At 55.2% G+C, this 25,279-nt stretch carries 27 protein-coding genes; 20 read left to right on the top strand and 7 right to left on the bottom strand.

The features are described from left to right. Positions 1 to 202 precede the first annotated feature (202 nt). The gene (locus GXP52_09735) at positions 203 to 745 is read right to left on the bottom strand and encodes a hypothetical protein (protein NOY87561.1); all 543 of its coding nucleotides are present in this window, start codon (positions 743 to 745) and stop codon (positions 203 to 205) included. A gap of 231 nt (positions 746 to 976) precedes the next feature. On the opposite strand from GXP52_09735, the gene GXP52_09740 reads away from it, so the two are divergent. Then, positions 977 to 1,924 (top strand): TIGR01212 family radical SAM protein, encoded by a 948-nt coding sequence (locus GXP52_09740; protein NOY87562.1) that lies wholly within the window; start codon positions 977 to 979, stop codon positions 1,922 to 1,924. A gap of 219 nt (positions 1,925 to 2,143) precedes the next feature. Further along, a complete protein-coding gene (locus tag GXP52_09745; protein ID NOY87563.1) occupies positions 2,144 to 3,574 on the top strand; it encodes an ammonia-forming cytochrome c nitrite reductase subunit c552 in 1,431 nt (476 codons plus the stop codon). 31 nt (positions 3,575 to 3,605) lie between these two features. Here GXP52_09745 and hflX read toward each other — a convergent pair whose 3' ends face one another. Continuing rightward, the gene (hflX, locus tag GXP52_09750) at positions 3,606 to 5,222 is read right to left on the bottom strand and encodes a GTPase HflX (protein NOY87564.1); all 1,617 of its coding nucleotides are present in this window, start codon (positions 5,220 to 5,222) and stop codon (positions 3,606 to 3,608) included. A gap of 209 nt (positions 5,223 to 5,431) precedes the next feature. Between hflX and GXP52_09755 the strand changes: the two genes are divergently transcribed. Then, positions 5,432 to 6,577: a radical SAM protein gene (locus tag GXP52_09755; GenBank protein NOY87565.1), complete on the top strand. Its 1,146-nt coding sequence runs from the start codon at positions 5,432 to 5,434 to the stop codon at positions 6,575 to 6,577. 208 nt (positions 6,578 to 6,785) lie between these two features. Here GXP52_09755 and GXP52_09760 read toward each other — a convergent pair whose 3' ends face one another. Then, positions 6,786 to 7,487, bottom strand: a complete 702-nt coding sequence (locus GXP52_09760; GenBank protein NOY87566.1) for a response regulator — start codon at positions 7,485 to 7,487, stop codon at positions 6,786 to 6,788. Positions 7,488 to 7,697: 210 nt separating this feature from the next. Here GXP52_09760 and GXP52_09765 point away from each other — a divergent pair, with 210 nt between their 5' ends. Further along, positions 7,698 to 8,999 carry a hypothetical protein gene (locus tag GXP52_09765; GenBank protein ID NOY87567.1) on the top strand — a complete coding sequence of 434 codons (1,302 nt, stop codon included), beginning with the start codon at positions 7,698 to 7,700 and terminating at the stop codon, positions 8,997 to 8,999. A gap of 73 nt (positions 9,000 to 9,072) precedes the next feature. Here GXP52_09765 and ysxC read toward each other — a convergent pair whose 3' ends face one another. After that, positions 9,073 to 9,666 (bottom strand): ribosome biogenesis GTP-binding protein YsxC, encoded by a 594-nt coding sequence (gene ysxC, locus GXP52_09770; GenBank protein NOY87568.1) that lies wholly within the window; start codon positions 9,664 to 9,666, stop codon positions 9,073 to 9,075. A 274-nt stretch (positions 9,667 to 9,940) separates the two neighbouring features. Between ysxC and GXP52_09775 the strand changes: the two genes are divergently transcribed. Genes GXP52_09775 through GXP52_09795 form a run of 5 tightly spaced genes read left to right on the top strand, consistent with a single transcriptional unit; the run spans position 9,941 to position 13,997 of the window. Next, the gene (locus tag GXP52_09775; GenBank protein NOY87569.1) at positions 9,941 to 10,771 is read left to right on the top strand and encodes a sulfide/dihydroorotate dehydrogenase-like FAD/NAD-binding protein; all 831 of its coding nucleotides are present in this window, start codon (positions 9,941 to 9,943) and stop codon (positions 10,769 to 10,771) included. 12 nt (positions 10,772 to 10,783) lie between these two features. Continuing rightward, positions 10,784 to 12,217, top strand: a complete 1,434-nt coding sequence (gene gltA, locus GXP52_09780) for an NADPH-dependent glutamate synthase (GenBank protein ID NOY87570.1) — start codon at positions 10,784 to 10,786, stop codon at positions 12,215 to 12,217. A 3-nt stretch (positions 12,218 to 12,220) separates the two neighbouring features. Beyond that, complete coding sequence (locus tag GXP52_09785; GenBank protein NOY87571.1) at positions 12,221 to 13,222, top strand: polyprenyl synthetase family protein; 1,002 nt, start codon at positions 12,221 to 12,223, stop codon at positions 13,220 to 13,222. Then, on the top strand, positions 13,222 to 13,746 hold the full coding sequence (gene amrA / locus GXP52_09790; protein ID NOY87572.1) for an AmmeMemoRadiSam system protein A: 525 nt from the start codon (positions 13,222 to 13,224) through the stop codon (positions 13,744 to 13,746). Before GXP52_09785 ends, amrA begins: the two co-directional genes overlap by 1 nt. Before the next feature lie 11 nt (positions 13,747 to 13,757). Continuing rightward, positions 13,758 to 13,997, top strand: a complete 240-nt coding sequence (locus tag GXP52_09795) for a hypothetical protein (protein ID NOY87573.1) — start codon at positions 13,758 to 13,760, stop codon at positions 13,995 to 13,997. Between the two features lie 9 nt (positions 13,998 to 14,006). Here the strand turns inward: GXP52_09795 and GXP52_09800 are convergent, their stop codons facing one another. Further along, on the bottom strand, positions 14,007 to 15,086 hold the full coding sequence (locus tag GXP52_09800) for a DUF3426 domain-containing protein (protein ID NOY87574.1): 1,080 nt from the start codon (positions 15,084 to 15,086) through the stop codon (positions 14,007 to 14,009). A 304-nt stretch (positions 15,087 to 15,390) separates the two neighbouring features. Here GXP52_09800 and GXP52_09805 point away from each other — a divergent pair, with 304 nt between their 5' ends. Then, positions 15,391 to 16,104 (top strand): carbon-nitrogen family hydrolase, encoded by a 714-nt coding sequence (locus GXP52_09805; GenBank protein ID NOY87575.1) that lies wholly within the window; start codon positions 15,391 to 15,393, stop codon positions 16,102 to 16,104. A 23-nt stretch (positions 16,105 to 16,127) separates the two neighbouring features. Here GXP52_09805 and GXP52_09810 read toward each other — a convergent pair whose 3' ends face one another. Then, on the bottom strand, positions 16,128 to 17,390 hold the full coding sequence (locus GXP52_09810) for a tetratricopeptide repeat protein (protein ID NOY87576.1): 1,263 nt from the start codon (positions 17,388 to 17,390) through the stop codon (positions 16,128 to 16,130). Between the two features lie 59 nt (positions 17,391 to 17,449). Here GXP52_09810 and GXP52_09815 point away from each other — a divergent pair, with 59 nt between their 5' ends. Beyond that, the gene (locus GXP52_09815) at positions 17,450 to 17,947 is read left to right on the top strand and encodes an NYN domain-containing protein (protein NOY87577.1); all 498 of its coding nucleotides are present in this window, start codon (positions 17,450 to 17,452) and stop codon (positions 17,945 to 17,947) included. A gap of 67 nt (positions 17,948 to 18,014) precedes the next feature. On the opposite strand, the gene plsY is transcribed toward GXP52_09815, so the two are convergent. After that, positions 18,015 to 18,617, bottom strand: coding sequence for a glycerol-3-phosphate 1-O-acyltransferase PlsY (gene plsY, locus GXP52_09820; protein ID NOY87578.1), 603 nt, complete (start codon positions 18,615 to 18,617; stop codon positions 18,015 to 18,017). A gap of 506 nt (positions 18,618 to 19,123) precedes the next feature. Between plsY and GXP52_09825 the strand changes: the two genes are divergently transcribed. The 9 genes from GXP52_09825 to GXP52_09865 all read left to right on the top strand — a co-directional run bounded on the left by GXP52_09825 (position 19,124) and on the right by GXP52_09865 (position 24,984). Next, the gene (locus GXP52_09825) at positions 19,124 to 19,288 is read left to right on the top strand and encodes a cytochrome c maturation protein CcmE (GenBank protein NOY87579.1); all 165 of its coding nucleotides are present in this window, start codon (positions 19,124 to 19,126) and stop codon (positions 19,286 to 19,288) included. Next, entirely contained in the window at positions 19,285 to 21,258 is a 1,974-nt protein-coding gene (locus tag GXP52_09830; protein NOY87580.1) for a heme lyase CcmF/NrfE family subunit, read from the top strand. Before GXP52_09825 ends, GXP52_09830 begins: the two co-directional genes overlap by 4 nt. After that, the gene (locus GXP52_09835) at positions 21,255 to 21,395 is read left to right on the top strand and encodes a hypothetical protein (protein NOY87581.1); all 141 of its coding nucleotides are present in this window, start codon (positions 21,255 to 21,257) and stop codon (positions 21,393 to 21,395) included. The genes GXP52_09830 and GXP52_09835 overlap by 4 nt, the downstream gene beginning before the upstream one ends. A gap of 1 nt (position 21,396) precedes the next feature. Beyond that, positions 21,397 to 22,098, top strand: coding sequence for an ABC transporter ATP-binding protein (locus GXP52_09840; GenBank protein ID NOY87582.1), 702 nt, complete (start codon positions 21,397 to 21,399; stop codon positions 22,096 to 22,098). Beyond that, the gene (locus tag GXP52_09845) at positions 22,095 to 22,763 is read left to right on the top strand and encodes an ABC transporter permease (protein NOY87583.1); all 669 of its coding nucleotides are present in this window, start codon (positions 22,095 to 22,097) and stop codon (positions 22,761 to 22,763) included. Before GXP52_09840 ends, GXP52_09845 begins: the two co-directional genes overlap by 4 nt. Before the next feature lie 102 nt (positions 22,764 to 22,865). Further along, complete coding sequence (gene ccsA, locus GXP52_09850; GenBank protein NOY87584.1) at positions 22,866 to 23,546, top strand: cytochrome c biogenesis protein CcsA; 681 nt, start codon at positions 22,866 to 22,868, stop codon at positions 23,544 to 23,546. Next, positions 23,539 to 23,688 carry a CcmD family protein gene (locus GXP52_09855; GenBank protein ID NOY87585.1) on the top strand — a complete coding sequence of 50 codons (150 nt, stop codon included), beginning with the start codon at positions 23,539 to 23,541 and terminating at the stop codon, positions 23,686 to 23,688. Before ccsA ends, GXP52_09855 begins: the two co-directional genes overlap by 8 nt. Continuing rightward, positions 23,688 to 24,206 (top strand): TlpA family protein disulfide reductase, encoded by a 519-nt coding sequence (locus tag GXP52_09860; protein ID NOY87586.1) that lies wholly within the window; start codon positions 23,688 to 23,690, stop codon positions 24,204 to 24,206. Before GXP52_09855 ends, GXP52_09860 begins: the two co-directional genes overlap by 1 nt. A gap of 202 nt (positions 24,207 to 24,408) precedes the next feature. Next, positions 24,409 to 24,984 carry a tetratricopeptide repeat protein gene (locus GXP52_09865; GenBank protein ID NOY87587.1) on the top strand — a complete coding sequence of 192 codons (576 nt, stop codon included), beginning with the start codon at positions 24,409 to 24,411 and terminating at the stop codon, positions 24,982 to 24,984. Positions 24,985 to 25,279 lie beyond the last annotated feature (295 nt).

The following is a 25,279-nucleotide window of genomic DNA, read 5'->3' on the forward strand; positions in this document are numbered from 1 at the left end:
ATCCGCCGCCGCTGCCCGCATGGAGTAAGATTGAACAGTCGACTCCGGGTGTTATGGACGCTATAGCCGAAGCGGTGAAAAAAGAGGGGGCATAAAAAAGGCCCAAATTCATAGGGCTTTTTCTTTGAACCTGGAACGTTGATGACTTTGCAAAAAGCCATAAATGGACTTTTTGCGACCCTATCAACGTTGAACCTGTTTTTCAGGATGCCCTGTTCAATATTCTTTTAAGTTCCTTCTTTCTGCTTCGCAGTTCCCTGACCCTGACGATGTCTTTAGCTTCCACGGCCTGGGCTATCTGGTCTTTCAAAGTCCTTTTTTCCTTCTTGAGGGCCGGAATGTCGTGTTTGTCAAGAAGCTTCCTCTGGGCCTTGGACTGGGATTTGACAGAGGGTCCGGATTTTTTTTTGGGTTCCGCCGTTGTTTTTACGGGCTTGGCCTCCGCGACTGCGGGCTCCGGCTCAGGCTCGGGTTCGGGCTCAGGTTCGGAAACCACCTCGGGGATCGCTTCGGCGGCAGGTGCCTTCTCCGTGACAGTTTCCCCGCTGGCCGCATTCCCTGGTGCCGCCTCAACAGTCGGTTCTGCAGCGGCGTCAACGGCGGCATCTTCGGCAGGTGCTCCGGCACCAGCGATGGCGGAAATCAGGTCGGCCTTCTTCATGCCCGAAATGCCGGTAATACCCAACTCCTTGGCAATCTCCTTTAACTGAGCTACAGTTTTGCTCTTGATGTCCTTAATGTCCATGATGTGCCCCTTTCACATGGCTGGCGCACCCTACATGGCGCGCAAACGTATCCGGACTGAATCGCAGGAATTGATGACTGCGCAAGAAGTCACCAATGCACCCGGAGAGGGCGCCCAAATCATGACTTGCAGCGCAAGTCGAAGATTTGTGAGGAAAGTGAAAATGACATTTTTCGCTTTCCGTTGAGTAAAAAGCCACGAATGGACTTTTTACAATCATGTCAGGAACCGATGACTAACAGATCACGAAAAAAGAGTCAACCATCGCCCTTTCTATACCGTTCCCTCGCTTCCTACCTGCGTGAGATCTTTGGTGCTCCCATCAGGAAAGTGCCGGTGGATCCGGGTTTCGGGTGCCCCAATCGTGATGGGACCGTCGGTAGGGCAGGGTGCTCCTTCTGTGTTCCGGAGAGCTTCGTTCCCTCCCACGCAAGGGGTGGAGGAATCCCCGTCGAGCAGATCATGCGTGCATTGAAGGGACAACCGCCTGCCCCTTTCATCGTTTACATCCAGGCCGGGACAGGGACTTACGCTCCCCTCCCTGTTTTCAGAAAGATGGTGGACGAAATCTGCGGTCTCCCCGGCGTGGCCGGCCTCTTTGTGGGCACCAGGCCGGACTGCGTCGACGAGGGGATTCTTGATGTCCTGATGCCCTGGAAGGGCCGCAAGCTCCTCTGGCTGGAACTCGGTCTTCAGTCGGCCTCGGACAGGACACTGATCCGCATCGGGAGAGGGCATGGAGTGGAAGCATTTGCCGCCGCAAGAGGCCTGGCAAGGGATCGGGATATCCCTGTCTGTGCCCACGTCATTCTGGGTCTGCCGGGCGAGGGGAAAAAGGAGATGATGGCAACGGCGGCCTTCCTGGCGGAACATGCTGTGGAAGGTGTCAAGATCCACCACCTTCAGGTCATCCGGGGGGCCGGTATGGAGGATGAATACAGACGCGGAGAGATCGCCCCCATTGATTTCCTGAAGTACCCTGCAATCGTCGCCGATTTTCTGGAGGGCATTCCACCCTGGACCGTGATCCATCGACTCCTGGCTGACGCGCCCGGCGACATGCTCATTGCTCCCCGATGGCCGGGAAAGATGAAGATGGTCCAGGCAATAAGGAAAGAGATGGTCGCCAGACAGAGTTTTCAAGGCAAGTCGTGGAATGGCTTGCCGATCAACAGGTAAGAGACCGTCGGCTCCGATTCAAATCCCGTAAATCCGGTTTTCGGACGACCTGCCCGTATCCTGAGTTCTGCATCAACCCACGAATTACATTACCATTTGTGAAGATCGGCATTATAATCACGCAGTTTTGCGGTATAATGATATAAGCGTTCATGAAAGGTGGATACGTTAAAGGGCAGAAAAGGCTTTTTCCCGGGTTTAATGAAAGGAGATGTAAAAATGCTCAAGAAGGGTCTTATCGCAGGATTGGTGACAATGGCAGGGATCTTTTTTTCCCTGAGCCTGAACAACGCGTCGGCAGCTGCACCCCCCTCACGGCACGGGGACATTAACGCCAAGTGGTCCGCCGGCCCCCATGCCCGGACACAGTCGGATGTCGCCGGTGAGTTGTCCGATGAGCGCGCGGGACAGACCCCGGGAGATGTGATCCACGGAAATGATCCGGAGGACTGCATTGCCTGCCACGGCCCCACATCGGTACTGGCCAATGGCGGAATGACCGAGGAGGAGGCGTTGCAATACTTCTTCACTACAAAAGACGGCAGGTTCACCAAAGATACCACAGCCGCCCACACGGATGAGTGGCCCAACGTATCATGCAGTACCTGTCACTATACACTTGCCGGACAGTCGGCAGCCATGCCCGCCCTGGCGTTGTTTAACTCCCAGACTGGAAAGTATGTCCATATAAAAATGCCCGCCAAGCTCTGCGGACAGTGCCATGGCACCCTTCACATCGCGGATACCGATCACCGGACCTATAATGGATGGAGCATGAGCCGGCACAATCATACTCAGAGCGACGTTGCCGGTGAGTTGTCAGATGAGCGCGTGGGACAGACCCCGGGAGATGTGATCCACGGGGATGATCCGGAGGACTGCATTGCCTGCCACGGTCCCACATCGGTACTGGCCAATGGCGGAATGACCGAGGCGAAGGCGTTGCAATATTTCTTCACTACAAAAGACGGCAGGTTCACCAAAGATACCACAGTCGCCCACACGGATGAGTGGCCGGGCGTTTCCTGTGTCGCCTGCCACGATCCGCATAACCCGGCTGTCCGCTCATACTTTAACTCATCCACCGGAAAATATGTGATTATGAAGAACACGGCGGATCTTTGCGGGCAATGTCACGGCAACCTGCGTTTCCCCGACACCGACCACCTTAGTTACAATATCCTGAGCGGTAAGGGGGGCATTGGGGTGCCTGTCCGGCAAACGATGCCCGGTGTCACCTGCACCGATTGCCATATGTATAACAGCGGTGTGGACGGCAGCAACTCGGCCATGTTCCATGGCCATAAATTAAGTATTACCGTCAAGGATGCGAATGGAAAAAGTTCTACATCATGCACCAAATGCCATGAAACCATTGACGGCGCCACCGCCAAAACAACTATTGGTGCATGGAAGTCGAGCTTCCAGGCCCTCGATGCCACCACCGGGAAGAATGTTGCCGCAGCCGGGAAGGCCATAACGGGCCTTAATGACAAAGGGTTAAAGGCCAAACTTGAGGAGGCTCAAAATAATCTGAGATATGCCGAGTCGGATGAAAGCGGTGGTTTTCATAACCACAGATTTCTTATGTCCCTGCTTCAAGATGCCAACGGCAAGGCGCTGGAGGTCCTGTCTTCATCGAAGCAATGATGAAGCGGTGAGCTTCCCCCGGCTGCCGGTATCAGGGATTGGGCCTTTGGGCCATTGACCTCCGGATTGCTGTAGTCCTTGTGGCAAGCTCCTCCATCAGGGGCCGTAAGGTGTCCCTGCTGACGGCGCATACCGAAATGGTCCTATGGCGTCTCTCCATATTGGCCAGGGTCTCGGGGTCAACCAAGTCGGATTTGTTCAAAACCAGGAGGCGGGGAATGGCGCCCAATTCCATGCCCTCCAGGGTTCTTTCCACCGTCTGGATCTGTTCCTCGCATTGGGGGTGGGAAGCATCCACCAGGTGAAGGATCAGGTCGGCATCCCTGATCTCTTCGAAAGTGGCCGAGAAAGCGCGTTCCAGCTCCGGGGGGAGATCATGAATCAGGCCGACGGTATCGGTCAGGATACAGACCTTTCCGTGGGAAAAGGACAGCCTCCTGCTGACAGGATCCAGGGTCGCAAACAGCTTGTCCTCGGTGATCTCGGAGCTTCGGGTAAGTGTGTTGAGAAGGGTGCTTTTTCCCACGTTTGTATAGCCCACGATGGAGACGATGGGGACCTCCTCCCTGCCTCTCCGGCTTCTACTGACCTGGCGGTTCTTCTGGAGCCGCGCAAGGCTGATCTGTAGTTTCGATATCCGTTGTCTTATGCGCCGCCTGTCGATCTCCAGCTTGGTCTCGCCGGGCCCGCGTGTCCCGATGCCACCCGCCAGCCGCGACAGGGCTGTGCCCTTCCCTGTAAGGCGTGGAAGAAGGTATCTCAACTGAGCCAGTTCCACCTGTATTTTGCCCCCACGGGACCGCGCGTGCTGGGCGAAGATGTCCAGAATAAGCATGGTTCTGTCGATCACTTTCAACTCTGTTATGTCGGCAATAGCCCTTAGCTGAGAGGGGGACAGCTCACCGTTGAAAACCAGGGTGTCTGCCCCGTCATCCAGGGCCAGGACAGCTACGTTGTGAAGCTTTCCCCGACCGATAACATAACGGGGATCGGGTTTCGATCTGGGCTGGATCACAGCCTGAGTAACCTCAATGCCGGCGGTTCTCGCCAGTTCTCTGAGCTCATCCATGGATTCTTCGGCCCTGGAGGCCGAAGAGCCGGTCCAGGCAATCAGAACCGCCCTTGACGTCCCATCGGTGATCCTGCCGGTAATATGCTTTCGGAGGTCCTCTTCCGCCAGGGCAATAAGAACGAGGGGGTCCCTGGGAAGGGCGTGGGGCCCGGGATACGTCTCCACCGTCCAGCGGGAGGATTCTGATTCCACCAGATAACCCATGTGGGTTGTGGCGGGGATGCCTGCGGGGGTGACCTCGATGGCGACGATCAGATCCAGTCGCACCAGGGTCAGGTCGGTCAGGTCCTCCCGGGAGAGGCCCACCGGTTCCAGATGGGTGTGGATAAGGCGCAGTCCCCTCAGGTGTCCGGGGCTGAATCGATACCTGGTGAGATCAGGGATGTAGATGCCTTTCCTGTCGCCGACCAGAATGAAGCTGACCGAACCGCGTCGATCGATGAGAAGACCCAGCTGTCTTTTGATTTCTCTAGACAATGCAGAGAGTCGGCGGGCCGTCTCGACGGGGACAACCTCTTCGGTCGCCGGCTTCATGCGGCCCAACCGTTCAATGCGGCGGACCTGATCCGGTTTCAGGCCGGTGGTTCTACCTTGAATGGTGGAAATCGAAAGCTCCTTGCCTGTGTGATGGGGTCGTAAAAAGTCCATGAATGGCTTTTGGCGAAGTCATCATGTTTCAACCTTAAACGCCTTGACTGTGTCACGCAAGCTTTCAATGAGGATGGTGTGCCGGCGTTATTATTATTATGGTGAAGTTTTTCGTAAAAAATATTAAACGTGCCTGTATGGCCCGTGTATATCTCAAAGACGGCTGTTTCCTGAAGAACCTCGAGGAACCGGCGCTTTATGACTCAAAAACAGATGAGATCTATCTCCTGAGCCGGGAGGCCTTCAACCGCATCATGGCGATGTCCGAGGGACGCTTGAGGGACGATGAGGCGGCGGCACTCCTGAAAGAGGAGGACCTTGTTCAGACTGAAGGAAGGCGTACCGCGCCTTGGGTGACAGGGTCTTCCCTCCACCCGTCCTTAAGATACCTGGAACTTCAGGTTACCGGCCGATGCGACAAGGCATGCCGTCACTGCTACCTGGGCCCGGCGTCTCCGGTGGACATGTCCACCGGGGAGATAGGGAATATCCTCGATGAGTTCGAGTCCATACAGGGATTGAAGGTCATGGTATCCGGTGGGGAACCTCTTTGCAGCCCCATGATGGAGGAAATCCTCGAATTGCTGGAAGGGAGGCTGCTGAGGACTGTTCTTCTAACCCACGGGGAAAGGATAAACCCGGCGATGGCCGGTAATCTTGGAGTGTTCGACCAGGTACAGATCTCCCTGGACGGCATGGACAGGGGGCATGACCGGTTGAGGGGCGCCGGGTCATTCAGGCGTGCGGTTTCGGGTATTGAGGCCCTCCTGGGTGAGGGGATTCCCGTTGCCGTGGCCACCATGGTCTACCGCGGCAACCTCACCGAGTTCGAAAAGCTCTCGCAGTTTATCACCGGCATGGGTGTCTGTGAGTGGAACATCGACGTCCCATGCCGCGCCGGAAGATGGGATGGCGGTGAAGAAAAAGACCCATCCCTTCTCGATGCCATGGCCAAAAACCTTCGCTTCGGGTTCGGAGGGGGATACCATGGGGCCGCCGACGGGCTCGCCTGTGGGTCCCACCTTATGACGGTCTTTCCCGATGGAATGGTGGCTAAGTGCGGTTTTTACAAAGAGACTGCCGTGGGTCATGTGCGTGAGGGACTTTCCAACGTTTGGATGAAAATAGACCATCGGCCGCTCTCCAGCCTGCAGTGCGGGTGCGATCAGTTGGAACAGTGCGGCGGCGGCTGCCGCTTTCGGGCGGAGGTGATGACCGGAGAATCTTCAGGGCCGGATATCGTCCAATGCATGGCAAGGGGAGTTAACTGGAGAAAATCATGATTATGTAGTAATATGAACTTGTGAGGCTGTCGAAAAATCCCGCCGGCCTGAAGATCCTGACACACCGACCCGAAAGGAGGTGAACGTAATGAAGCTGGTTAAGGTCTCAAAAAAAAGCAGGGGGCTGTGCAAATGCTGCTCCAGTTGTTGAAGTTTGGGGCCGGTTCGAACCGGCCCGTTTTTCGATGTCCTGATTAACGGGCATTTTTTACTGCTCCAGCAGCTTTAACTTTTCCGCGACGTACGTGTTTATCCTCTCCCTGTCGCCGGTGGCAATGGTGAGGAACTCAACTCCTACGCCTGGGGGGCCGTTTTTAGCGGCCCGTCCAACCCATCTGACCACCGCCCTTGTTTCAATCCGAGCCGCATCCATGGGCAGGCTGAACAGCAGGTCAATTTCTTCCCCGACCCTAAGGGGAAGCGGAAACTGCACCGAGGCTCCCCTGACGGCGAGGGTGTGTATCCAGGTATCGGTGGTTTCCCCTGATCGGGTGACGGCGCACCTGAGGTGAGCCTTCACCCGGGGTTCCCTTCTTTTGGTCAATTGAAGCGCGTCTCCAATGACTTTCAGCAATTCTTCCCTGCGGAGTGGTTTTGGGATGAAATCGTCGCATCCCGCTTCAAAACACCGTTTCCTGACATCAGGCTCCTCCTGAGGTTCGGAAGTAGTCATGATAACCGGGATATTCCTCGTATCAGGGTCGGCCTTGAGGCTGCGGCAGACTTCGGCACCATCTATTTCCGGCATGAAGAGGTCGAGGAGGACGAGGTCAGGTCTGACACGGCGGACTTTTTCCAAGGCCTCCCGGCCGGAACGGGCCGTAGCTATTTCGAAGATTTCCCTCGACAAAAAACTCCGTTCAAGCTCCAGAAAAAGCTCCACATCATCCACGAGCAGCAGCTTGATCATATGGTCTTCCAGCCTTTCATCATCATGTCCCTGCCGGGAGTCCGGTAAATCATTTATTACAAGCCGGGAGATTCTGTCAAGCGGTGCCTGCCACATCCGAACCGTTTTTCGGATGTGGCATCTGAGTGTGGATAGAAGTTGTTCCGGGTATAAATATATACCTTGACTCATTGAATACCCTTTGATAGAGAAGGCTTCTTGAGAAAAAGCATGATGAAAAATCCGATGCGTCATATCAGATATTTCTTTTTTCCGGTGTTGGTCCTCCTGGCAACCACGGTGATGGCCTCCGGGGCAATAGCCCAGGAGGCTTGCTCGAAGTGCCATTCCGAATGGATGTCGACTGCCCAATCCAGGAAGGTTATACATCCTCCCTTCGGCGAGGAGGACTGTTCAGTGTGTCACGAGGAGCATGGCGCGGACGGAAGGCTCGTTCTGGTTGAGAAAGGAGAAGCCCTCTGCCTGCAGTGCCACGATGATCCAGCTGAAAACGGCAAGGTCCATCCTATAATTGAGGCTGAAGGGTGCCTGGCATGTCACGATCCCCACAGTTCCATCAACAAAAATCTGCTCGTGGAGTCACCGGAGAACCTCTGCCTGGGGTGTCATGATGACAAACTGGCCGGCCCGGTTGTCCACGAGGCGGCAACGAACGGTGGCTGTACGGACTGCCATAATCCCCACTCATCAAAAAATGACCACCTTCTGGTGGAAAAACCACCGGCCCTGTGCGCACAGTGCCATGATGAACCGTCCCTTGACGGCGAGGTCCACCCCATTATCGAGGATGAGGGGTGCATGGCCTGCCACAATCCACACAGCGCAGAGAAAAAGGCGCTTCTTGATGAGTCGCCCCCCGACCTGTGTCTGGAGTGTCATGATGGGATCGCGGATGGTTCCTATGTCCACGGGGCTGTTTCCGATGGGGTCTGTACAGACTGTCACGATCCCCATGCTTCGAAAAACCGGCCCCTGCTGGTTGAGGCTGTCCCGGCATTGTGCGAGGAGTGCCACGATGTTCCGGATTCGAGGGACAGTGTTGTTCACACGGCTGTTGCCGATGGAGACTGCACCGACTGTCATCTTCCCCACGCTGGGAACCGGCCCAACCTGTTGAAGGACGAGTACTCCACCAAGCGGTATCCGAAAGGATATTCCGAGAAGATGTACACTCTTTGCTTCGACTGTCACGATGCGTCGCTGGTAACAGGGAAGGCCGAATCCACCGGTTTTAGAGACGGGAATAAAAATCTTCATAATGTTCACGTCAGGGGGGCGTTGGTGCCGAATAATTACGGCATTGTGAAAAGAGGCAAGTCCCGGTCATGTTCCATGTGCCATGACCCCCACGGTTCCACCCAGGATTACAATCTGATCAGCAATTATTCGAGTAACGGTGTTTCCATCTACTCCCTTAACTTCACTCCCCTGCAAGATGGCGGGAAATGCATGGTCGGCTGCCATAAACCTCGTTCCTATCACCGCACCACCACCACTGCAGTCGTTCACTGATTTCCCGGCGGCACTCCCATGTCGGCAGGGTCGTAAAAAGTCCACTTATGACTTTTTACGAAGTCATCCTTGTTCAGGGGGTTATGCCTGTTTCCGCGAGTATCCGGTCCCAGAGGGGGTCAGCGGAAATGGATGCGTCCTTGGCAGATGCGGGTACGATGAGTTCAACGGGTTCCCCCAGTTCCCTGCCGATAACGTTGGTGGCGCGGATAACGCCGGACCTGGAGAGCTTGTCAGCTTTCGTTGCCACGGTTATGCTGGGGATGTACCTGCCGGCGAGTATCCGGTGAACGGAAATGTCGTCCTTCGTAGGAGAATGCCTGATATCAATGAGATGCAGGGCGAGTTTCGGGCCCGGCTCTTTGTCAAGGTAGGCTTCCACCAGGGACCGCCACTGATTGGCGACACCTCTGGGGGCTTTGGAAAAACCGTAGCCCGGAAGATCCACCAGAAGAAGTGCATCGTTAACGAGATAATAATAGATTGCCCTGGTCTTGCCCGGGGTAGAGCTGACCTTTACAAGCTTGCGCCGGCGCATCATTTTGGCCAGAAGGGACGACTTGCCGACGTTGGATCTTCCGAAAACGGCCACCTGAGGGTATGGCGGCGATGGTATCTGACCGGGATTATGTGCCTGGTCCAGCAATGCTGCGGAAATTATTTTCATGAAAGAGGAGGTAGCACGGTACAGTGGAGAACGTCAACAAAGTTGGCAACCCAGGGGTCGCACCGGGAGAAAAATCGTGTTAGTCTTGGCAGGGTCGTAAAAAGTCCATGAATGGCTTTTTACTTAACGGAAAGCGAAAAGTGTCATTTTCACTTTCCTTATAAATCAACGACTTGCGTTGCAATTCATTGATTTGGGCACCCCTTAAACGGTAGCTGCGCCTACCCGGGGATGAACCTGAAATAACAGGATAGCAGGGAGGAGAACATCAAGGGTGTATAAGATCACGGAGAAAATGCAACTGTCGCATGACGTTCACTCCATGGTTGTCGAGGCGTCGTATATTGCGAAAAAAACACTGCCGGGTCAGTTCGTTATTCTAAGGTACGGTGAAGGTGGAGAAAGAATTCCCCTGACTGTCGCCGATTCCGATCCGGCCGCGGGGACCATAACCCTTGTCTTTCAGGAGGTAGGCAAGACAACCATGATGTTAGGCAGCCTTACTGCGGGGGACGCCATCGACGACGTTGTCGGGCCCCTTGGGATTCCAAGCCATATTGAAAAGTTGGGCCTGGTTATATGCATTGGCGGCGGGATCGGGATAGCGCCCATCCACCCCATCGCCGGCGGGTTCACTGCAGCCGGTGCGAGGGTGGTTTCCATCCTTGGCGCCAGGACCCGTGAGCTCCTTATCATGGAAGACGAGATGAGGAAGGCCAGTGCGGAGGTCCTGATATGCACCGATGACGGCAGCTATGGGCAGAAGGGGTTCGTCACCAACGTCCTGGAGGATCTTATCCGGAAGGGTGAACCAATCGAACTGGTGGTGGCCATCGGGCCGGTCCCCATGATGGAGAACGTGTGCAGGTTGACCAAACCCTATGGCCTTAAAACCGTGGTCAGCCTCAACCCTATCATGGTGGACGGAACCGGAATGTGTGGTGCCTGCCGGGTGACGGTGGGCGGCAAGACCAGGTTCGTGTGCGTGGATGGTCCTGATTTTGACGGGCACCAGGTTGACTTCGCCGAGCTGAAGCTCAGGCAGAGAATGTACCTGCCTGAGGAACGCGAGGCAGTCGAGTCTTTCATCTATATGAGTAAATAAAAAAGGACGGTCATGGCTGAAAAAAAAGAGAAAATACCGCGTCAGGGAATGCCGGAACAGGCGCCGGAGGTACGAAGAAAAAACTTTTCCGAGGTCCCATTGGGATTTTCGCCGGAAACGGCCATGTTGGAAGCAAAACGCTGCATCCAGTGCAAGAAGCCGAGATGTGTAGCCGGATGCCCGGTCGGCATCGATATTCCAGGGTTTATCCATGGCATTGAAGAGGGTGACTTCTCCCGTGCCATCAGGGTTCTCAAGGAAAGCAACGCCCTCCCGGCGGTGTGCGGCCGGGTTTGCCCGCAGGAGGACCAGTGCGAGATCCTGTGTGTTGTAGGCGTCAAGGATGAACCGGTAGCCATCGGGCGTCTGGAACGCTTCGCCGCTGATTGGGACCGGGCCGAGGAGACAGGGAAGACACCCGAAGCCCCGAAATTTCCACCCCCAACGGGGAAAAAGGTGGCCATCGTCGGTGCCGGCCCGGCGGGCCTTACCGTTGCCGGCGACCTGATATCCAAGGGCCATGAGGTCACCATCTTTGAAGCGCTTCATAAACCGGGCGGTGTCCTTGTCTATGGAATCCCCGAGTTCCGTCTACCCAATGGGATCGTCGAGGCCGAGATCAGCAATCTGGAAGCCCTGGGCGTGAAGATAGAGACCAACGTTGTGGTAGGTAAAACCTTCACCATCCGGGAATTAATGGAGGAACATGGATTCGATGCCGTTTTTCTCGGGGTCGGTGCCGGACTCCCCCGTTTCATGGAAATCCCGGGTGAAAACCTTAACGGGGTATACTCCGCAAATGAATACCTGACCCGGTCCAATCTCATGGGCGCCTACCAGTTTCCCAAGAATGACACCCCTCTCAAGAAGGCCAGGAGAGTCGCTGTAATCGGTGGGGGCAACGTGGCCATGGATTCAGCCCGGACCGCCCTGAGGATCGGAGCCGAAGTAAATATCGTCTACAGGCGTTCCATGAAGGAGATGCCCGCCAGAGCCGAGGAGATCCACCATGCCCAGGAGGAGGGAATCGAGTTCCATCTTCTGACCAACCCGGTTCGAATAATTGGTAACGATGAGGGCGCGGTGGCGGGGATGGAGTGTATTCGTATGGAACTCGGGGAACCGGATGAATCCGGACGCCGCCGGCCCGTTCCCATCAAGGGTTCCGAGTACGTTTTTGATGCGGACATCGTCATCGTGGCCGTGGGAACGGGGGCCAATCCCCTTCTCACCAAATCCACGCCCGGCTTGAAACTCAACAGATGGGGGTATGTGGAGGTGGATGAAGAGACGGGGGCCACAAGTCTGCCCGGCGTCTATGCCGGCGGAGACATTGTCCGGGGAGCGGCCACGGTCATCCTGGCCATGGGTGACGGCAGGAAGGCCTCCCTGGCCATGCAGGCTTACCTGATGGGCGAAGAGTTGCAGGCGGGATCCGAGGAGTAGATAATGGTCGAAAGCGATCTGCGGCGGGTTTCCCTTGACGCCATCAAGGAGCCGGTTAACCATCGATACGAACTGCTGGATGACTATTTCCGCCGCTTCCTCAGGACGGACATCGGCGTCATTGACCGGATCTTCGGACACCTGCTGGATAGCGGAGGGAAACGTTTCCGACCCCTCCTCGCTATCCTCATTTCTTCATTTACCGATCGGGCATCCGAGGAGGATATCTTCCGCTTGGCCGTTTCGGTTGAGTTCATCCACACGGCCACTCTGCTTCACGACGATGTCGTGGACCACTCGGATATGCGGCGGGGCAACCGGGTTGCCTACCAGTTGTGGGGTGCGGAGCCCAGTGTCCTGTCCGGGGATTACCTCTATTCCCGTGCATTTTCCCTCCTGTCCGAGATCGGGCACATAAGTATCCTGAGGGAAATATCAACGGCGACCACTGCCATGGCGCGAGGCGAGGTTCTTCAACTGCTCCGATCATTCTCCCCCGCGACGAACGTGGAAGAATACTTTCAGGTTATAGAGGGCAAGACCGCCAGTCTTATCTCGGCCACCTGTGCCTCGGCCGGCATTCTGGCCGGCTTTGAGGATGATGATATTCAGTCCCTTCGTCTTTTCGGGACACACCTCGGGTTCAGTTTTCAGATTGTTGACGATCTCCTGGACTATACGGCCGAGTTGGGGGATCTTGGGAAGGCCATCGGGAAGGACTTCCTGGAGGGCAAGGTAACACTTCCGGCGATCCTGCTTATGGAGACCCTGGAGGGTGAAGCCAGGAAAAAGACTGCGGAGTTTTTTCTCAAGGAAAGCCCCGACCCGGATGATTTTCACCGGATACTCTCCCTGATGGATAATCGAGGTATAATTGACAGGGCACAGGGTATTGCCGAGGATTACTCGCAAAGAGCTGTCGAGGAATTGATAAACTTCCCTGGGGGTCCCATCCGGGATTCCCTCGAAAGCCTCACCGGCTATGTAACCCGCAGGAGGACGTAATGTCGGTGAATGAGGAAAAAGACATTCGGACCCTGGTGGGCCTCGCCGGGAAAACCATCGAGACATATATCAAAAAGGGGGAAAAGCCCGCCCCTCCTGATGACTTTGAGGTCCAGGGCAGGGCTGGTGTTTTTGTAAGCATCAAGAAGTCCGGCCGGTTGAGAGGGTGTATTGGAACCCTCCAGCCTGTCACCGCCAGCGTCGCTGAGGAGGTCATTGAGAACGCTGTCAGCGCCGCTACGAGAGATCCCCGTTTTCCGCCGGTGACTCCCGATGAACTGGACCAGATTGTCATCTCCGTGGACGTTCTCACGTCACCTGAGCCCATCGGGAACATGTCGGACCTCGACCCCAAAAAATATGGGGTAATCGTTCGAAGCAGAGGAAAGGCGGGGGTTCTCCTGCCGGACCTTCCGGGTATTGACACTGCTGAAGAGCAGGTGAATATTGCCATGCGGAAGGCAGGTATCGGGCCTGGAGAACCTGTGGATCTCTTCCGTTTCGAGGTGAGGAGGTACTTCTAGGGAGGTGCTCGATGATGAAGGATGAACGGTGGAAGCTTCTTGTCGCTACTTCCGATGAATCTGAGATCAATCTTGCTAAGCGCCACCTGGACGCTGAAGAGGTTCAGTGCAGAATTGAAGTCAGAACCCATTTTGCAGGTGACGATAAGGCCGGAAGGGCCAGAAGGTTCTTTCTCTACGTGGAGCTGGATGATTTTGAGAGAGGCCAACAGGTTCTGGAAGGTACGGACTGGGAGGAAGATGCCCGATAGCTGAGGCTGCTATCCTCCGTCGTTGCCCAGTCCGTTCTCAACCTTGAAGGTAACCTCCTTAATCTTCCCGATAGCCGGGCTTTCCAGGATCAACAGAAAAGGCACCGATTTTCCAGGCGCAACGGCTGAGTTGTTCAGGCTTTGGCCCAGTTCGTTTTGCAGCGCTGCGCGGATCTTCCCCATGGGCATCAGGTTAAGATCCTCATCGGAAAAGGTGTTGCCGCAAAACGAGGCCGTTGTGGCGAGGATTTCTCCGTCCGCCCCCTTGAATTCCCCTGTGATCCTTATCATTCCCTGTTTTTTGCCGGTGTTGTTCATGACCACGCCCCGGACGGTGACAAGGATGATGCCGTCGGACCGCTTGATGGAACCGAACCGGGAATCCTTAACGGTCAGGGCGCCTTTTTTTGCCGCTGGAATTCGCCCTGTTACCCGCCCTATCAGCTGGCTTATCTTGGGATAGGCAAAATATCCACCCGCCCCCAGGAGCACGAGAACCAGGAAAAAGACAAGACCCTTTCCTCTTTTTTTAACGGGCCGTGCGGCGACATGGCGCAGCTCAACCTTAGTGGCCTCAGTTTCAGGGTGCTCAGGAGGAAAGTCCGGTTCCGGTGAATATGACTGGACCGAGGGCCCCAAAGGATCAGGTCCTGGTGAGGGATCCGGGGCCGGCGTCAGATCTACGTCAGGCCTTTCCGCGCCGTCCATGGAGATGTTGCCCCAATCCATACCCCCGTTGGTGGATGCCGGGGCCGATGGGTCGAATGTGGTTAATCCGGTTATGGAAAGTCGGTCGGTGTGGGGAAAAACATCCTCTGTTCGACCCGGCGGACGATCGGAGAATGTCGGATCCTCAAACGACGGTGTCGCTGCTTCGGATGGAGGAGGTGGCGTCTGATCTACCGGCGGAGCCGCGTGTGCGGGCGAATCCAGCGGAGTGGGTGTGGAAGCAGGGGCTTTGGGCGGGGCGGATGGCTTTACCGTAAAGATATGTTCGCACTTGGCGCAACGGACCCTTACGCCCTTGCCTGTTACCTTTTCGTCGGCGACACGATACTTTGTCCGGCACTTGTCACACTGGACGATCAAATTGGTTCCCCTCGAATTTTTCTTAAAAACAGCCTGGGTTTTCTTTAAAGGTACATTATACAGATTCACATATCCCCCATCAAGGGTTTGAAAAAAATAACCAAGGGGGCGGCATCCTGCGATGGTCCCGAGATTTATGTGTTAAAATACGCGGCAAAAGGAAGGGTTGGGGGCCAGTGGTGGATCGGACGGCAGGGAAAAAATTGCCGGCCAATGATCGGGTTGGAGGTGAACTATCAGCTATTTCAAAATCCACCTGTTGCAGTGGAAAATTCTACCCGGCCGGATAAGGGAAAATATCGGGATGGTGGAGCGTCTTATTGACAGGGCCGACCCCGGGTCCGGGGACATAATCCTGCTTCCGGAGATGTTTCCGTCAGGTTTTTACTACGAGGACCTCGATGGCATGGCCGATGAGGCGCCCCGGGTAATTGAATGGATGTCCGCCACGGCGGCCGGGCGGTCTCTGGCGATTGCCGGGTCCATCCCGGAAAAAGGGGAAGGAGGCATCCTCAACTCTTTTGTTTTTGTAAACGAAGAAGGGGAGCCGATGGGATCCTACCCCAAGGTCCACCTCTTCCCTCTGGCGGGGGAGGATCATTTTTTCGTCCCCGGGGAAAAAGCCGTCACATTTTCCTGGAACGATGTAACAGTGGGGCTTCTAACCTGTTTTGACCTCCGGTTTCCGGAGATGGCCAGGAAACTCTGTCTCGGGGGCGCCCGGATAGTCCTGGTTTCGGCACAGTGGCCTGAGGCGCGTATCGGCCACTTCACAGACCTCGTCCGGATCCGGGCTATGGAGAATCAGCTCTATATCGCCGCCGCGAACTCCTGCGGGGATGATGAGAAAGGACTGATCCTCGGGGGGCACAGTCTCATCGCCGGCCCGATGGGCGAGGTGGTGGTCATGATGGGCAAGGATGAGGGAACTGGTTCGGCCCCCGTTGATATGCTCGAAGTTTCAAGGGTGCGTGAAAGTTTCCCTGTCCTTTCCCTGAGAAGGCCGGAAGTATACTGAAAATAGGCATCCGATGGATAAAATCAGGAAGAGAGGATCTCCTCCAGTAGTTCCTGGGCTTCCGTGAAGGACGGATTGATGTCCAGCGCCTCACGAGCGTCCGCCTCGGCATGTTCGGTGTTGCCCAGAGCCAGGTAAGCCTGGCCCCGTTTGACCAGGACGTCGGCAAATCCGGGGTTTTTTGCAAGAACCGCGTCCAGTTCCTCGAGTGCCCTGGAAGGTTCGTCACTGGCCAGGTAAACCTGGGCCAGATCGAGGCGGGCCGAGGTCATGTCGGGGTTGAGCGTGAGGGCCCTTTTGAGTTCCAGACAGGCGTCCTCGTAGCGGCCCATGTGAGTGTATGCCTGACCCAATAGAGCGGCCACGTCCGGCCACTGGGGGTTCTTGACGGTCTGGCGTTGAAGGATGCGGGCGGCCTCGGCGTAGAGGCCCTCCCGGACCATTGCCGAGGCGAGAGCGATTTCTCCCCTCAGGACCGTAGGGTCACTGTCCATATCCATCTTCCGGTTAAGCTTGATCAGCCAGGCAAGGACGGCAACGAAGACCAACAAAAGGATGCCTGGAATCAGGAAACGGGTGGCGCTATTATGACTGCCTTCACTGTTGTCGCGTTTCGTACGTCCGGATGGATTTTCAGTATTTGCAGTGATCCCCAGCCTCGGCAGGAGATCGGCGATCTTTTTTTCCACAAGATCCGGAGGCAGGAGATCGGAGATGGAATACGAGATAAGTTCACTGCGGTACCGGTTCTCTTCCATGGCTACGAATCCGACCCCCGGTGCATACCAGCTGTACCCATGGTAGATTGGATCTGACACAGGACGGTAGGCGATCTTGAACGTATGCGGAAACTTTCCGGCCGGGGTCGTAAAGGTGTCTTCGTTTATGACCGAAAAGGAAAGAGGCGGATCAGTCCACGGTGAAGACCATGTCTGTCCAACCTCCAGGGGAAATTTGATCACCATGGTTGGAAGCGGGAAACCTGTGGGCTCAGATTCTTTCTTCCCGGGCAGGCTGTCGAACCGATACAGTCCCTCGCGGGTGCGGAGAAAATATCCGGGGTTAATCCCGTTTCGTATGACCTCCACAAGGGGAATCCCCGAGACGTTGACGGTTCGAGTGATGGATACTATTTCGGTGTTTCCCCCCTGGTCCCTGTATTTCCACCAGCTTCCGGGGTTCAGAGGGAACTCTCCCCCGGTTTGATTACAGATAGCCGGTCCGGGCCAGAGGATGAGACAAAAGGCCCCCAAGGTAATCACGCTTTTTAAACGTATCGAAATCATGGCATCATGTCCCCAGTCTCAGCCTGGCATGATATCAGAGGATATTGAAAAATGTCATCATGAGAATACTTATTGACGGGTATAACATTATCAGGAGGATCCCCGAGCTTTCCGCCCTGGACAGGGCGGACATGGAAGAGGGACGGGATTATCTCATCGGGGAACTTTCCAGATACAGGTCGGGCAAGGGCCATGGCATCGTCGTGGTTTTCGACGGCGCCGGTTCCTATCATCTTGGTGACCGAGGCAGCAGGGTGAAGGGGATTACGGTCATCTATTCGAGACAGGGGCGTTCCGCCGACGATGTTATCGCGGCTCTTTGTCGTGAGGGTAAAGCGGACCTTTTAGTTACGGCGGACCGGGAACTTTGCCAACGCGCGGAAAGGGCCGGCGTGCCGTCAGCGACGCCGGAACTGTTCTGGAAAAAACTCGAAGAGGAAAAGTTCAGGAAAATGAAGGGACTGGAAACGGAGGATGAGGACTATCCTTCTCACGGCCAGGGTCGGAGGCTCAGGAAAAAGGTGCGAAAGGTAAAAAATCTATTATCACGCCTCTGATGGTTGATGGACTTGCAAAAGTCCACCCCAGGATGTGCGCTGGGCGGATATCCCGGTGTAGAGGTGGTCAAGATGTTTTGAAGGAAATTCTTTTCTCCGTGCCGTCGGCAAGCCTCTGGAGGTTCTCTTTGTGAAGGAATGTAAGGAGCAGGGCGGCCGCAGTACAGAAAAGGGTCAGAGGAAGATTGCGGAACACGGCGGCCGCAAAAATTGGACTCAGGGCGGCGGCAACAATCGCGCCGGCTGATGAATATCGGGTGACAGCCACCACCACGGCCCAGGTTGCCAGACTAAGACCAGCCAGCGCGGGATTAAGGCCGGCCAGGCAGCCGAAGGTGGTCGCAACCCCTTTTCCCCCGTGAAATTTCAGAAAAATGGAGAAATCGTGCCCGAGAATTGCCCCGCCGGCCGCGAGAAAAACCACAGATGGCGTGTCGGGGAAGATAATCGTTGCGGCCAGAACAGGGACGAGACCTTTCAGTGCATCCCCGGCGAGGGTATAGGCACCCGCCTTCCTGCCAAGCGTTCGCAGGACGTTCGTCGCGCCGATGTTCCCTGATCCGGACTCTCTTGGGTCAGAGCCTCTCATCATTTTGGCGACAATGATCCCGGAGGGGATGGAGCCGATGAGATAGCTCAGGACAATGAGCCCCGCATATGCAATATTCATGGTGTTATTGGACCTCTCCATATGGATGCTGTCAACCGAAAAATCCGGCCTCCCACCAACCGGTACAGGATTGATAGACTTGCAGGAAGTCCATTTGAAGAAACTTTTTGCGAGGTTATCATAGTAAACCTGGAAAAATCCGAAAAGGCATATGGTGTGCGGAAATTCACCCGTGGCGGGAAATTATTGCACGCCCAGTTTCGATCCTGTCGTGTGTTGATGTCATAAACCATTGAAATAGCATGAAAATGGTTTTTTTGCCCGATGGCATGGGGATTGCTGAAAACAAAAGCTGTCCTTTCGTTGTCGCGAGGTTATCGTCCAGATGACTTCGCGAGAAGTCATCAAAGCGCCCACTTGAGGGCGCTCAAATCGAAGATTTGTGAGGAAAGTGAAAATGACATTTTTTACTTTCCATGGAGTAAAAAGCCATGGATGGACTTTTTACGACCCTATAAACGATGTTCAGGGAAAACCGGATAAAATTCACGGTCTTGGGGATTCTCATGTTTGATGTCATGGGATACTTGTTCTGGTCCGGCATGGAGAGGTCCACTGTCTTCTACCTGACCTTCGAGGCCACCACCCTCCTTGCGAAGTGTCCTTCCAAATACGATACGGGTGAGGTCAACAGATCGCCCATCCGTGGAGTTAAAGGGGATGTTCTTTGAGCCCTATGGGATCGGCGGCCCTTATTGTCGCCTTTCCAGTGGCAATCTATGGAGCGGCGGCTTCCCTGCTCGGCGCCGTCAGGCACCGTGCGGATTTTGTACGGAGCGCAAGGTCCGCTGTTTATTTGAACCTTTTTCTGGTGACAACCGCTGCCGTATCTCTCCTTAATGCTTTTATCACCAGGGATTTCTCTCTCCAGTACGTCTACGAATATTCCAGCCGATCCCTGTCGGGCTTTTATACGATTTCAGCCTTCTGGGCTGGACAGGAAGGTTCACTCCTGTTGTGGATGTGGCTTCTGGCGTTTTTTACCGCACTGGTGGTCTTTACCAACAGGGGCCGGTATGGTGATCTTATGCCGTGGGTCATCCATGTACTTATGCTTAACGCGGTGTTTTTTCTATTGCTGTTGAATTTTGTGACCGATCCGTTCCTTGCCATCCCGGGCCCGTTGCCGGGGGACGGTTACGGGCTTAACCCGCTTTTACAGAATCCGGGGATGGTCTATCATCCCCCCGCTCTTTTTATCGGGTATGTAGGTCTGGCCATCCCCTTCGCCTTTGCGATGGCGTCCCTCCTGGCAGGTCGCAGAGATGCCGCATGGATCACCGCCACAGGACGCTGGACCATTATCTCATGGTTCTTCCTGGGAGCAGGGATTCTTCTTGGCGCCAAATGGGCCTATGTCGAACTGGGCTGGGGAGGATATTGGGCGTGGGATCCCGTGGAGAACGCCTCTCTCATGCCCTGGTTGACAGCGACCGCGTTTCTGCATTCCACCATTGTCCAGAGAAAAAAGGGGATGATGAAATTCTGGAACATTTTTCTTGTCATCATTACCTACTTTCTGGTTATCTTCGGTACATTCATCACCCGCAGCGGCGTTATTTCCTCGATCCACGCCTTCGGGAAGAGCAGCCTCGGCACATTCTTTCTCGCGTTCATGGTCTTTGTGCTCGCGGCAGGTTTCGGCGTCGCGTGGAGACGGCGTGAGCTTCTTTTTCCCGAAAGATATCTTGAGTTCATTTCCGGGAAGGAGAGCGGATTCATTTTGAATAATATCATCATGACCGCCATGACGCTGGTCGTCCTTTGGGGGACCGTTCTTCCGGTGGTGTTTGAAATCATGACCGGCGCCAAGGTTGTTGTGGGAGCCGGGTACTACAACTATGTCAACGGCCCCATCGCCATTATCCTGCTGCTGCTCATGGGAGCCTGTCCCCTCCTTGACTGGGGCCGGACAACGGTCAGGAATATGGTCAGGCGCCTTATCATCCCGGGGTCGGCGGTATTGGCGGCAGCGGGGCTGGCGTGGAGTATGGGTGTCAGGGCTCCCATCAGTATACTGCTGATGGCTTTTTCCGCCTTTGTAGTTACGGCCGTTGTTGAGGATCTCTTCAGTGCCGCGTTTTCGCGCGGACGGAATACAGATGAATCACCTGCCAGGGCTTTCCGGCGGTTTCTTTCCGGCAAACGAAGACGCTATGGCGGTTACCTCATCCACATTGGAATAGTGATGATCTTTCTGGGGTTGAGCGGCGCCACCCTGAATCGGGAGGCCAATGCGACACTCCACCCAAAGGAGTCCATGAAAGTAGGACAATACACCCTCCGGTATGAGAGAATGAGGTGGATACCGTCCAGTGACCGCCTCGCGGTCAAAACACGCCTGAAAGTCTACAGGGCCGGAAAACCCCTGGGATACCTGACCCCCGAACGGAGGTTTTACGGAGGGCGGGAAAAACAACCCATCAGCGAGGTTGCTATCATGGGAAACTGGAAAGAGGACCTTTACGTTACCCTCACCGGTTATAATCGAGATGAGCGTGCCAGTTTTCGAGTACTGGTCAACCCCCTGGTTCCATGGCTGTGGGCCGGCGGTTACATCATCGCATTGGGTACCATGCTCGTCCTGTTCCCCGGCGGAATCTCCGTGACCGTTCCGTCGGAGAGGAAAGGCGTAAAATGACAACCTGGCTCATCTTCTTCCTTATCGTGTCGGTTATCGTGCTTTCCATTCCTTTCCTCCGGGGATCGGCAGGGACCATGGACGGTCCCGGCCCCGATGGAGATGGTCATGATGGGCCTGGATCGGAGCCTTACTAGGATGGGACCGTTCCTTAAGGCTGAAGGCATTACTAAGCGGTACGGGTCCCTGACCGCCCTGAATGGGGTGGGGCTTGCCATGGATGAGGGGGCATCTCTCGTTCTCCTTGGACCCAACGGAGCCGGGAAAAGCACCTTGCTCGGTGTCCTGGCAGGGAGGATTAATCCCACTTCCGGAACCGTGCGGCTCCTGGGAAATGAGATAAAACACAGCCGGGAGGCCCGGGCTCTTACCGGGTATCTTTCCCATGATTCCATGCTCTACGGCGGACTGTCCGCGCAGGAAAATCTCGTCCTTTATTGCCGACTGTACGGCGTTAACGGTATTGCGGCGCGGGTGGAGGAGATGCTTCGGCTCATTGGGCTTTGGGATCGGCGCAATGACATGGTTGACGGTTTTTCCAGGGGCATGGAGCAGAGGCTGGCAATCGCCCGCTCACTTCTCCATAATCCGAGGCTGTTGATTCTCGATGAGCCATTCAGCGGTCTGGATTACCGGTCCTCAAAAAAGCTTACGGATATTCTCGCAACCTTGCGCGACGAGAAAAGAGCGACCCTGTTGTCGACACATGACCTTGAAGCCGCCGGATCGCTTGGAAACGAGGTGGCTGTTATTCACAAGGGACGAATACGGTACAGGGGCGAGGTGGGAGACAACCTCAGAGATCTGTACCTGAGCCTTGTTATGGAGGAGAAAAGTTGAAGGCCGCCCTGGCGATTGCGCGGAAGGATCTTGTCCTTGAATTGAGGGGAAGGGAGGTGATCGTTCTCCTGTCCGTTTTTGGATTTCTGATCCTGACCCTCTTTTCCCTCTCGGCCCAGGCGGGTTCATCCGCCCTGACGGAGTTGGCCCCCGGCGTCCTATGGATAACATTCCTCTTTGCAGGTGTCCTTGGATTGGGCCGCACCTTTGACAGAGAGAGGGAGAATGGCTGTTTCCATGGTTTGCTGCTGTCCCCGGCGGACCCTGTTCAGATCTACTGGGGAAAATGCCTTTCAACCTTGGTCTTTATCCTTATTTTTCAGGCCCTGTTGTGGCCTTTGTTCACCGTGCTTTACGGGTTCTCCCCGGTGAAGGGTCTGTTTTTTTCATGGGCGGGATTTGTTCTCGGGGATCTGGGATTCGTAGCCCTGGGGGTTCTCCTGTCCTCAATGACCATTCACCTGAGAAGCCGTGAGATGATCCTGCCCCTCCTTCTGTTCCCGCTGTGCCTTCCTGTTCTGGTTGGCGGTGTGCGTTGCACAACCATCGCCCTTACCGGCGGCGCTCCAGGGTTGGCCTGGATCTGGCTCGGACGGCTCCTGGCGTTCGACGTTATCTTCGTTTCCCTGGGGACCCTGCTGTTCCCGATGGTTGTGGAGGAGTGATGACTTCGTAAAAAGTCATCACTGCGCCCATTGAAGGGTGCCCAATTACGGTCCTATCAAGATTGATGACGTTATGCTATCAGGGTTAACGATTGCTGGAGGATGCGTATGAAGAAAATAATCGACTGGTCCCTGCCCCTCGCGGCCCTTTTTTTTATTGAGGCCGCCATTGTCCTGGTGCTTGTCTATGCCCCGGTGGAGAGGAGCATGGGGATCGTACAGAAGATCTTCTATTTTCACCTGGGAAGCGCCACCGCGGCATTCTTCTCATTTACCCTGGTCCTTGTCTTCTCACTTGCCTTCCTGGCAACGAGGGCGGCCAGGTGGGAAATGCTGGGCCTGGCGGCCGCGGAGACAGGGGTTCTTTTCTGTACGCTGGTCCTTCTGACGGGTCCTCTTTGGGCGCGACCGGTGTGGGGAAAATGGTGGGTGTGGGATCCACGGTTGACCACAACGCTGATTCTCTGGTTTCTTTATGTGGGCTATCTCGTCCTCAGGCAGGCCATGCCCGGATATAAAGGGGCCGTTGTGTCGGCGGTCTATGGGATCCTTGCTTTTGTGGACGTTCCCATCGTCTACTTCTCCATCCGGTGGTGGCGTGGGATTCACCCCATAGTCATCAGGAAAGGCCATATCGGCCTGGCGGCCGGCATGGTGCCGCCGCTTCTGATCAGCATCACCGGGTTCATTCTTCTCTCACTGGCTCTGCTGCGTGAGCGCGCGGCGATCGAGAGAATATCCAGGGATATTGAAACTTTGTCGCGGAGGATTATCCATGAGTAAAATCGGTTATCTCACAATAGCATATACTGTAATCTGGGCTGCTGTCCTGTTTTATCTGTTACGGCTCGGTGTCATGAGGAGAAATCTCGAGAAAAAGCTGTCAAGTGTCGAGGAACGATTGAAGGGTCGGGAACAGGATTGATGAAGCGCGTTTTTGTTGCTGTTTTGCTGATCGGCGGTCTCTTTTCTCTAGCGGCCTGCGACAGAAGCGGCAAGGAGGATAAGACCCAGGCCCCAAGTGGCGGGGCTATCAATTTTACCCTTCCTTCCGTGGATGGCAGTATCGTCAACTTTTCAGATTACCGGGGCAAAGTTGTCCTGGTGGATTTCTGGGCGACATGGTGCCCCCCGTGCAGGAAGATGGTTCCGGTTCTTTCCGAAATTTACAGGAAATACTCATCACGCGGAGTCGTGGTACTGGGGATCTCCCTCGACCGTGAGGGGCTGGAGGTGCTGGGACCCTTCGTGACGGATCACCGGATTCCCTACAAGGTTCTTCTGGGAAACGATAAGGTCACCAAAGCCTTCGGAGGGATCTCCTCCATTCCCTCCCTTTTCATGGTGGACAGGAGCGGTAAAGTGGTAAAGAAGATGATAGGCTACCATTCCATGGAGGAGCTTGAAAACCAGCTGAAAAAATTATCTTTAATAGGGTCGTAAAAAGTCCATTCGTGGCTTTTTACTTAACGGAAAGCGAAAAGTGTCATTTTCACTTTCCTCACAAATCTTCGATTTGGGCGCCCATTACAGGGCGCAATGATGACTTCTTGCGAGTCCGTCAACCCTTGAACCTTGAACGATGAACCTTGAACGTTAATAGGGTCGTAAAAAGTTCCTTCACGAACCGGTTCTGGAGACGCAGATGGAAAACAAAAATACTTTTGTTGTTGTAATAGCAGCCCTGGTGGTGGGTTTGATGGTCGGTGTGCTGGGGCCGAAGCTTTTCAGTAGTCGTCCGAGTGGGACATCGGTAGTTCCTTTGAAGGCTCCGCCCCAGGCCCCGCCGCCTTCCGCCGATTACACCCTCAAGATCAATGAGCTGAAAAATCTGCTGCAGAACAACCCCAACAATGTGGGGGCGCTTGTTCAGTTGGGTAACGCCTACTTCGACAGCAATCAATATAGGAAGTCCATCAGCGCCTATGAGAAAGCTTTGGCCCTGAAGCCCGGCAACCCCGACGTCCTCACCGACCTGGGGATCATGTATCGAAGAAACGGGCAGCCTGAGGAGGCTGTACGTCGGTTCCGAGAGGCCATGGAGGTCAGCTCCACCCATCTGCAGAGCAGGATGAACCTGGGTATCGTGCTTCTATACGACCTCCATGACCCTGTCGGGGCAAGGGCCGCCTTTGAGGATTTCCTCAGGATCTCGCCCTCCGGCCCGCAGGCGGAGCAGGTCCGCGGGATCATCGCGTCTCTCCCGGAGGCGGGGAAATAGGGAAAAGCAGTTCCTGGTGCCTGGAACCTGGTGCTTAGTATCCGGGAAAAGTAGTTCCTGGTTTAAGAGTCCCAAATCAAGGACACTTCGATACTTCCTTCCATACCTGTTTTACCACCCGTTCGCTACGCTCACTGGAGTCACCCGCCGTCGCTTGGGGCTATGACGTGCCCGGCATCGGTTGCGGAGAAAACCTAAAAAAACGGTTCATCCGGTTAATGCGTACCTTTATTATTTTGCTGTCATTGCGAGGAGCATCGAGGGAGACGAGAGTGACGCGGCAATCCCGGGCGGA

Source organism: Deltaproteobacteria bacterium, assembly GCA_013151915.1.
In the GTDB taxonomy this organism is placed as follows: Bacteria; BMS3Abin14; BMS3Abin14; order BMS3Abin14; family BMS3Abin14; genus BMS3ABIN14.

Coding starts and splice junctions, on each gene's coding strand:
- ccsA (NOY87584.1), top strand. CDS start 22,866: ATGCGTATGAAGAAAATAATCGACTGGTCCCTGCCCCTCGCGGCCCTT.
- GXP52_09755 (NOY87565.1), top strand. CDS start 5,432: ATGGCCCGTGTATATCTCAAAGACGGCTGTTTCCTGAAGAACCTCGAG.
- GXP52_09815 (NOY87577.1), top strand. CDS start 17,450: ATGAGAATACTTATTGACGGGTATAACATTATCAGGAGGATCCCCGAG.
- GXP52_09860 (NOY87586.1), top strand. CDS start 23,688: ATGAAGCGCGTTTTTGTTGCTGTTTTGCTGATCGGCGGTCTCTTTTCT.
- GXP52_09825 (NOY87579.1), top strand. CDS start 19,124: ATGTTTGATGTCATGGGATACTTGTTCTGGTCCGGCATGGAGAGGTCC.
- GXP52_09740 (NOY87562.1), top strand. CDS start 977: ATGACTAACAGATCACGAAAAAAGAGTCAACCATCGCCCTTTCTATAC.
- GXP52_09835 (NOY87581.1), top strand. CDS start 21,255: ATGACAACCTGGCTCATCTTCTTCCTTATCGTGTCGGTTATCGTGCTT.
- GXP52_09760 (NOY87566.1), bottom strand. CDS start 7,487: ATGATCAAGCTGCTGCTCGTGGATGATGTGGAGCTTTTTCTGGAGCTT.
- gltA (NOY87570.1), top strand. CDS start 10,784: ATGGCTGAAAAAAAAGAGAAAATACCGCGTCAGGGAATGCCGGAACAG.
- GXP52_09795 (NOY87573.1), top strand. CDS start 13,758: ATGATGAAGGATGAACGGTGGAAGCTTCTTGTCGCTACTTCCGATGAA.
- GXP52_09855 (NOY87585.1), top strand. CDS start 23,539: ATGAGTAAAATCGGTTATCTCACAATAGCATATACTGTAATCTGGGCT.
- plsY (NOY87578.1), bottom strand. CDS start 18,617: ATGAATATTGCATATGCGGGGCTCATTGTCCTGAGCTATCTCATCGGC.
- GXP52_09735 (NOY87561.1), bottom strand. CDS start 745: ATGGACATTAAGGACATCAAGAGCAAAACTGTAGCTCAGTTAAAGGAG.
- GXP52_09865 (NOY87587.1), top strand. CDS start 24,409: ATGGAAAACAAAAATACTTTTGTTGTTGTAATAGCAGCCCTGGTGGTG.
- amrA (NOY87572.1), top strand. CDS start 13,222: ATGTCGGTGAATGAGGAAAAAGACATTCGGACCCTGGTGGGCCTCGCC.
- GXP52_09810 (NOY87576.1), bottom strand. CDS start 17,390: ATGATTTCGATACGTTTAAAAAGCGTGATTACCTTGGGGGCCTTTTGT.
- ysxC (NOY87568.1), bottom strand. CDS start 9,666: ATGAAAATAATTTCCGCAGCATTGCTGGACCAGGCACATAATCCCGGT.
- GXP52_09805 (NOY87575.1), top strand. CDS start 15,391: ATGGTGGAGCGTCTTATTGACAGGGCCGACCCCGGGTCCGGGGACATA.
- GXP52_09765 (NOY87567.1), top strand. CDS start 7,698: ATGATGAAAAATCCGATGCGTCATATCAGATATTTCTTTTTTCCGGTG.
- GXP52_09785 (NOY87571.1), top strand. CDS start 12,221: ATGGTCGAAAGCGATCTGCGGCGGGTTTCCCTTGACGCCATCAAGGAG.
- GXP52_09745 (NOY87563.1), top strand. CDS start 2,144: ATGCTCAAGAAGGGTCTTATCGCAGGATTGGTGACAATGGCAGGGATC.
- GXP52_09840 (NOY87582.1), top strand. CDS start 21,397: ATGGGACCGTTCCTTAAGGCTGAAGGCATTACTAAGCGGTACGGGTCC.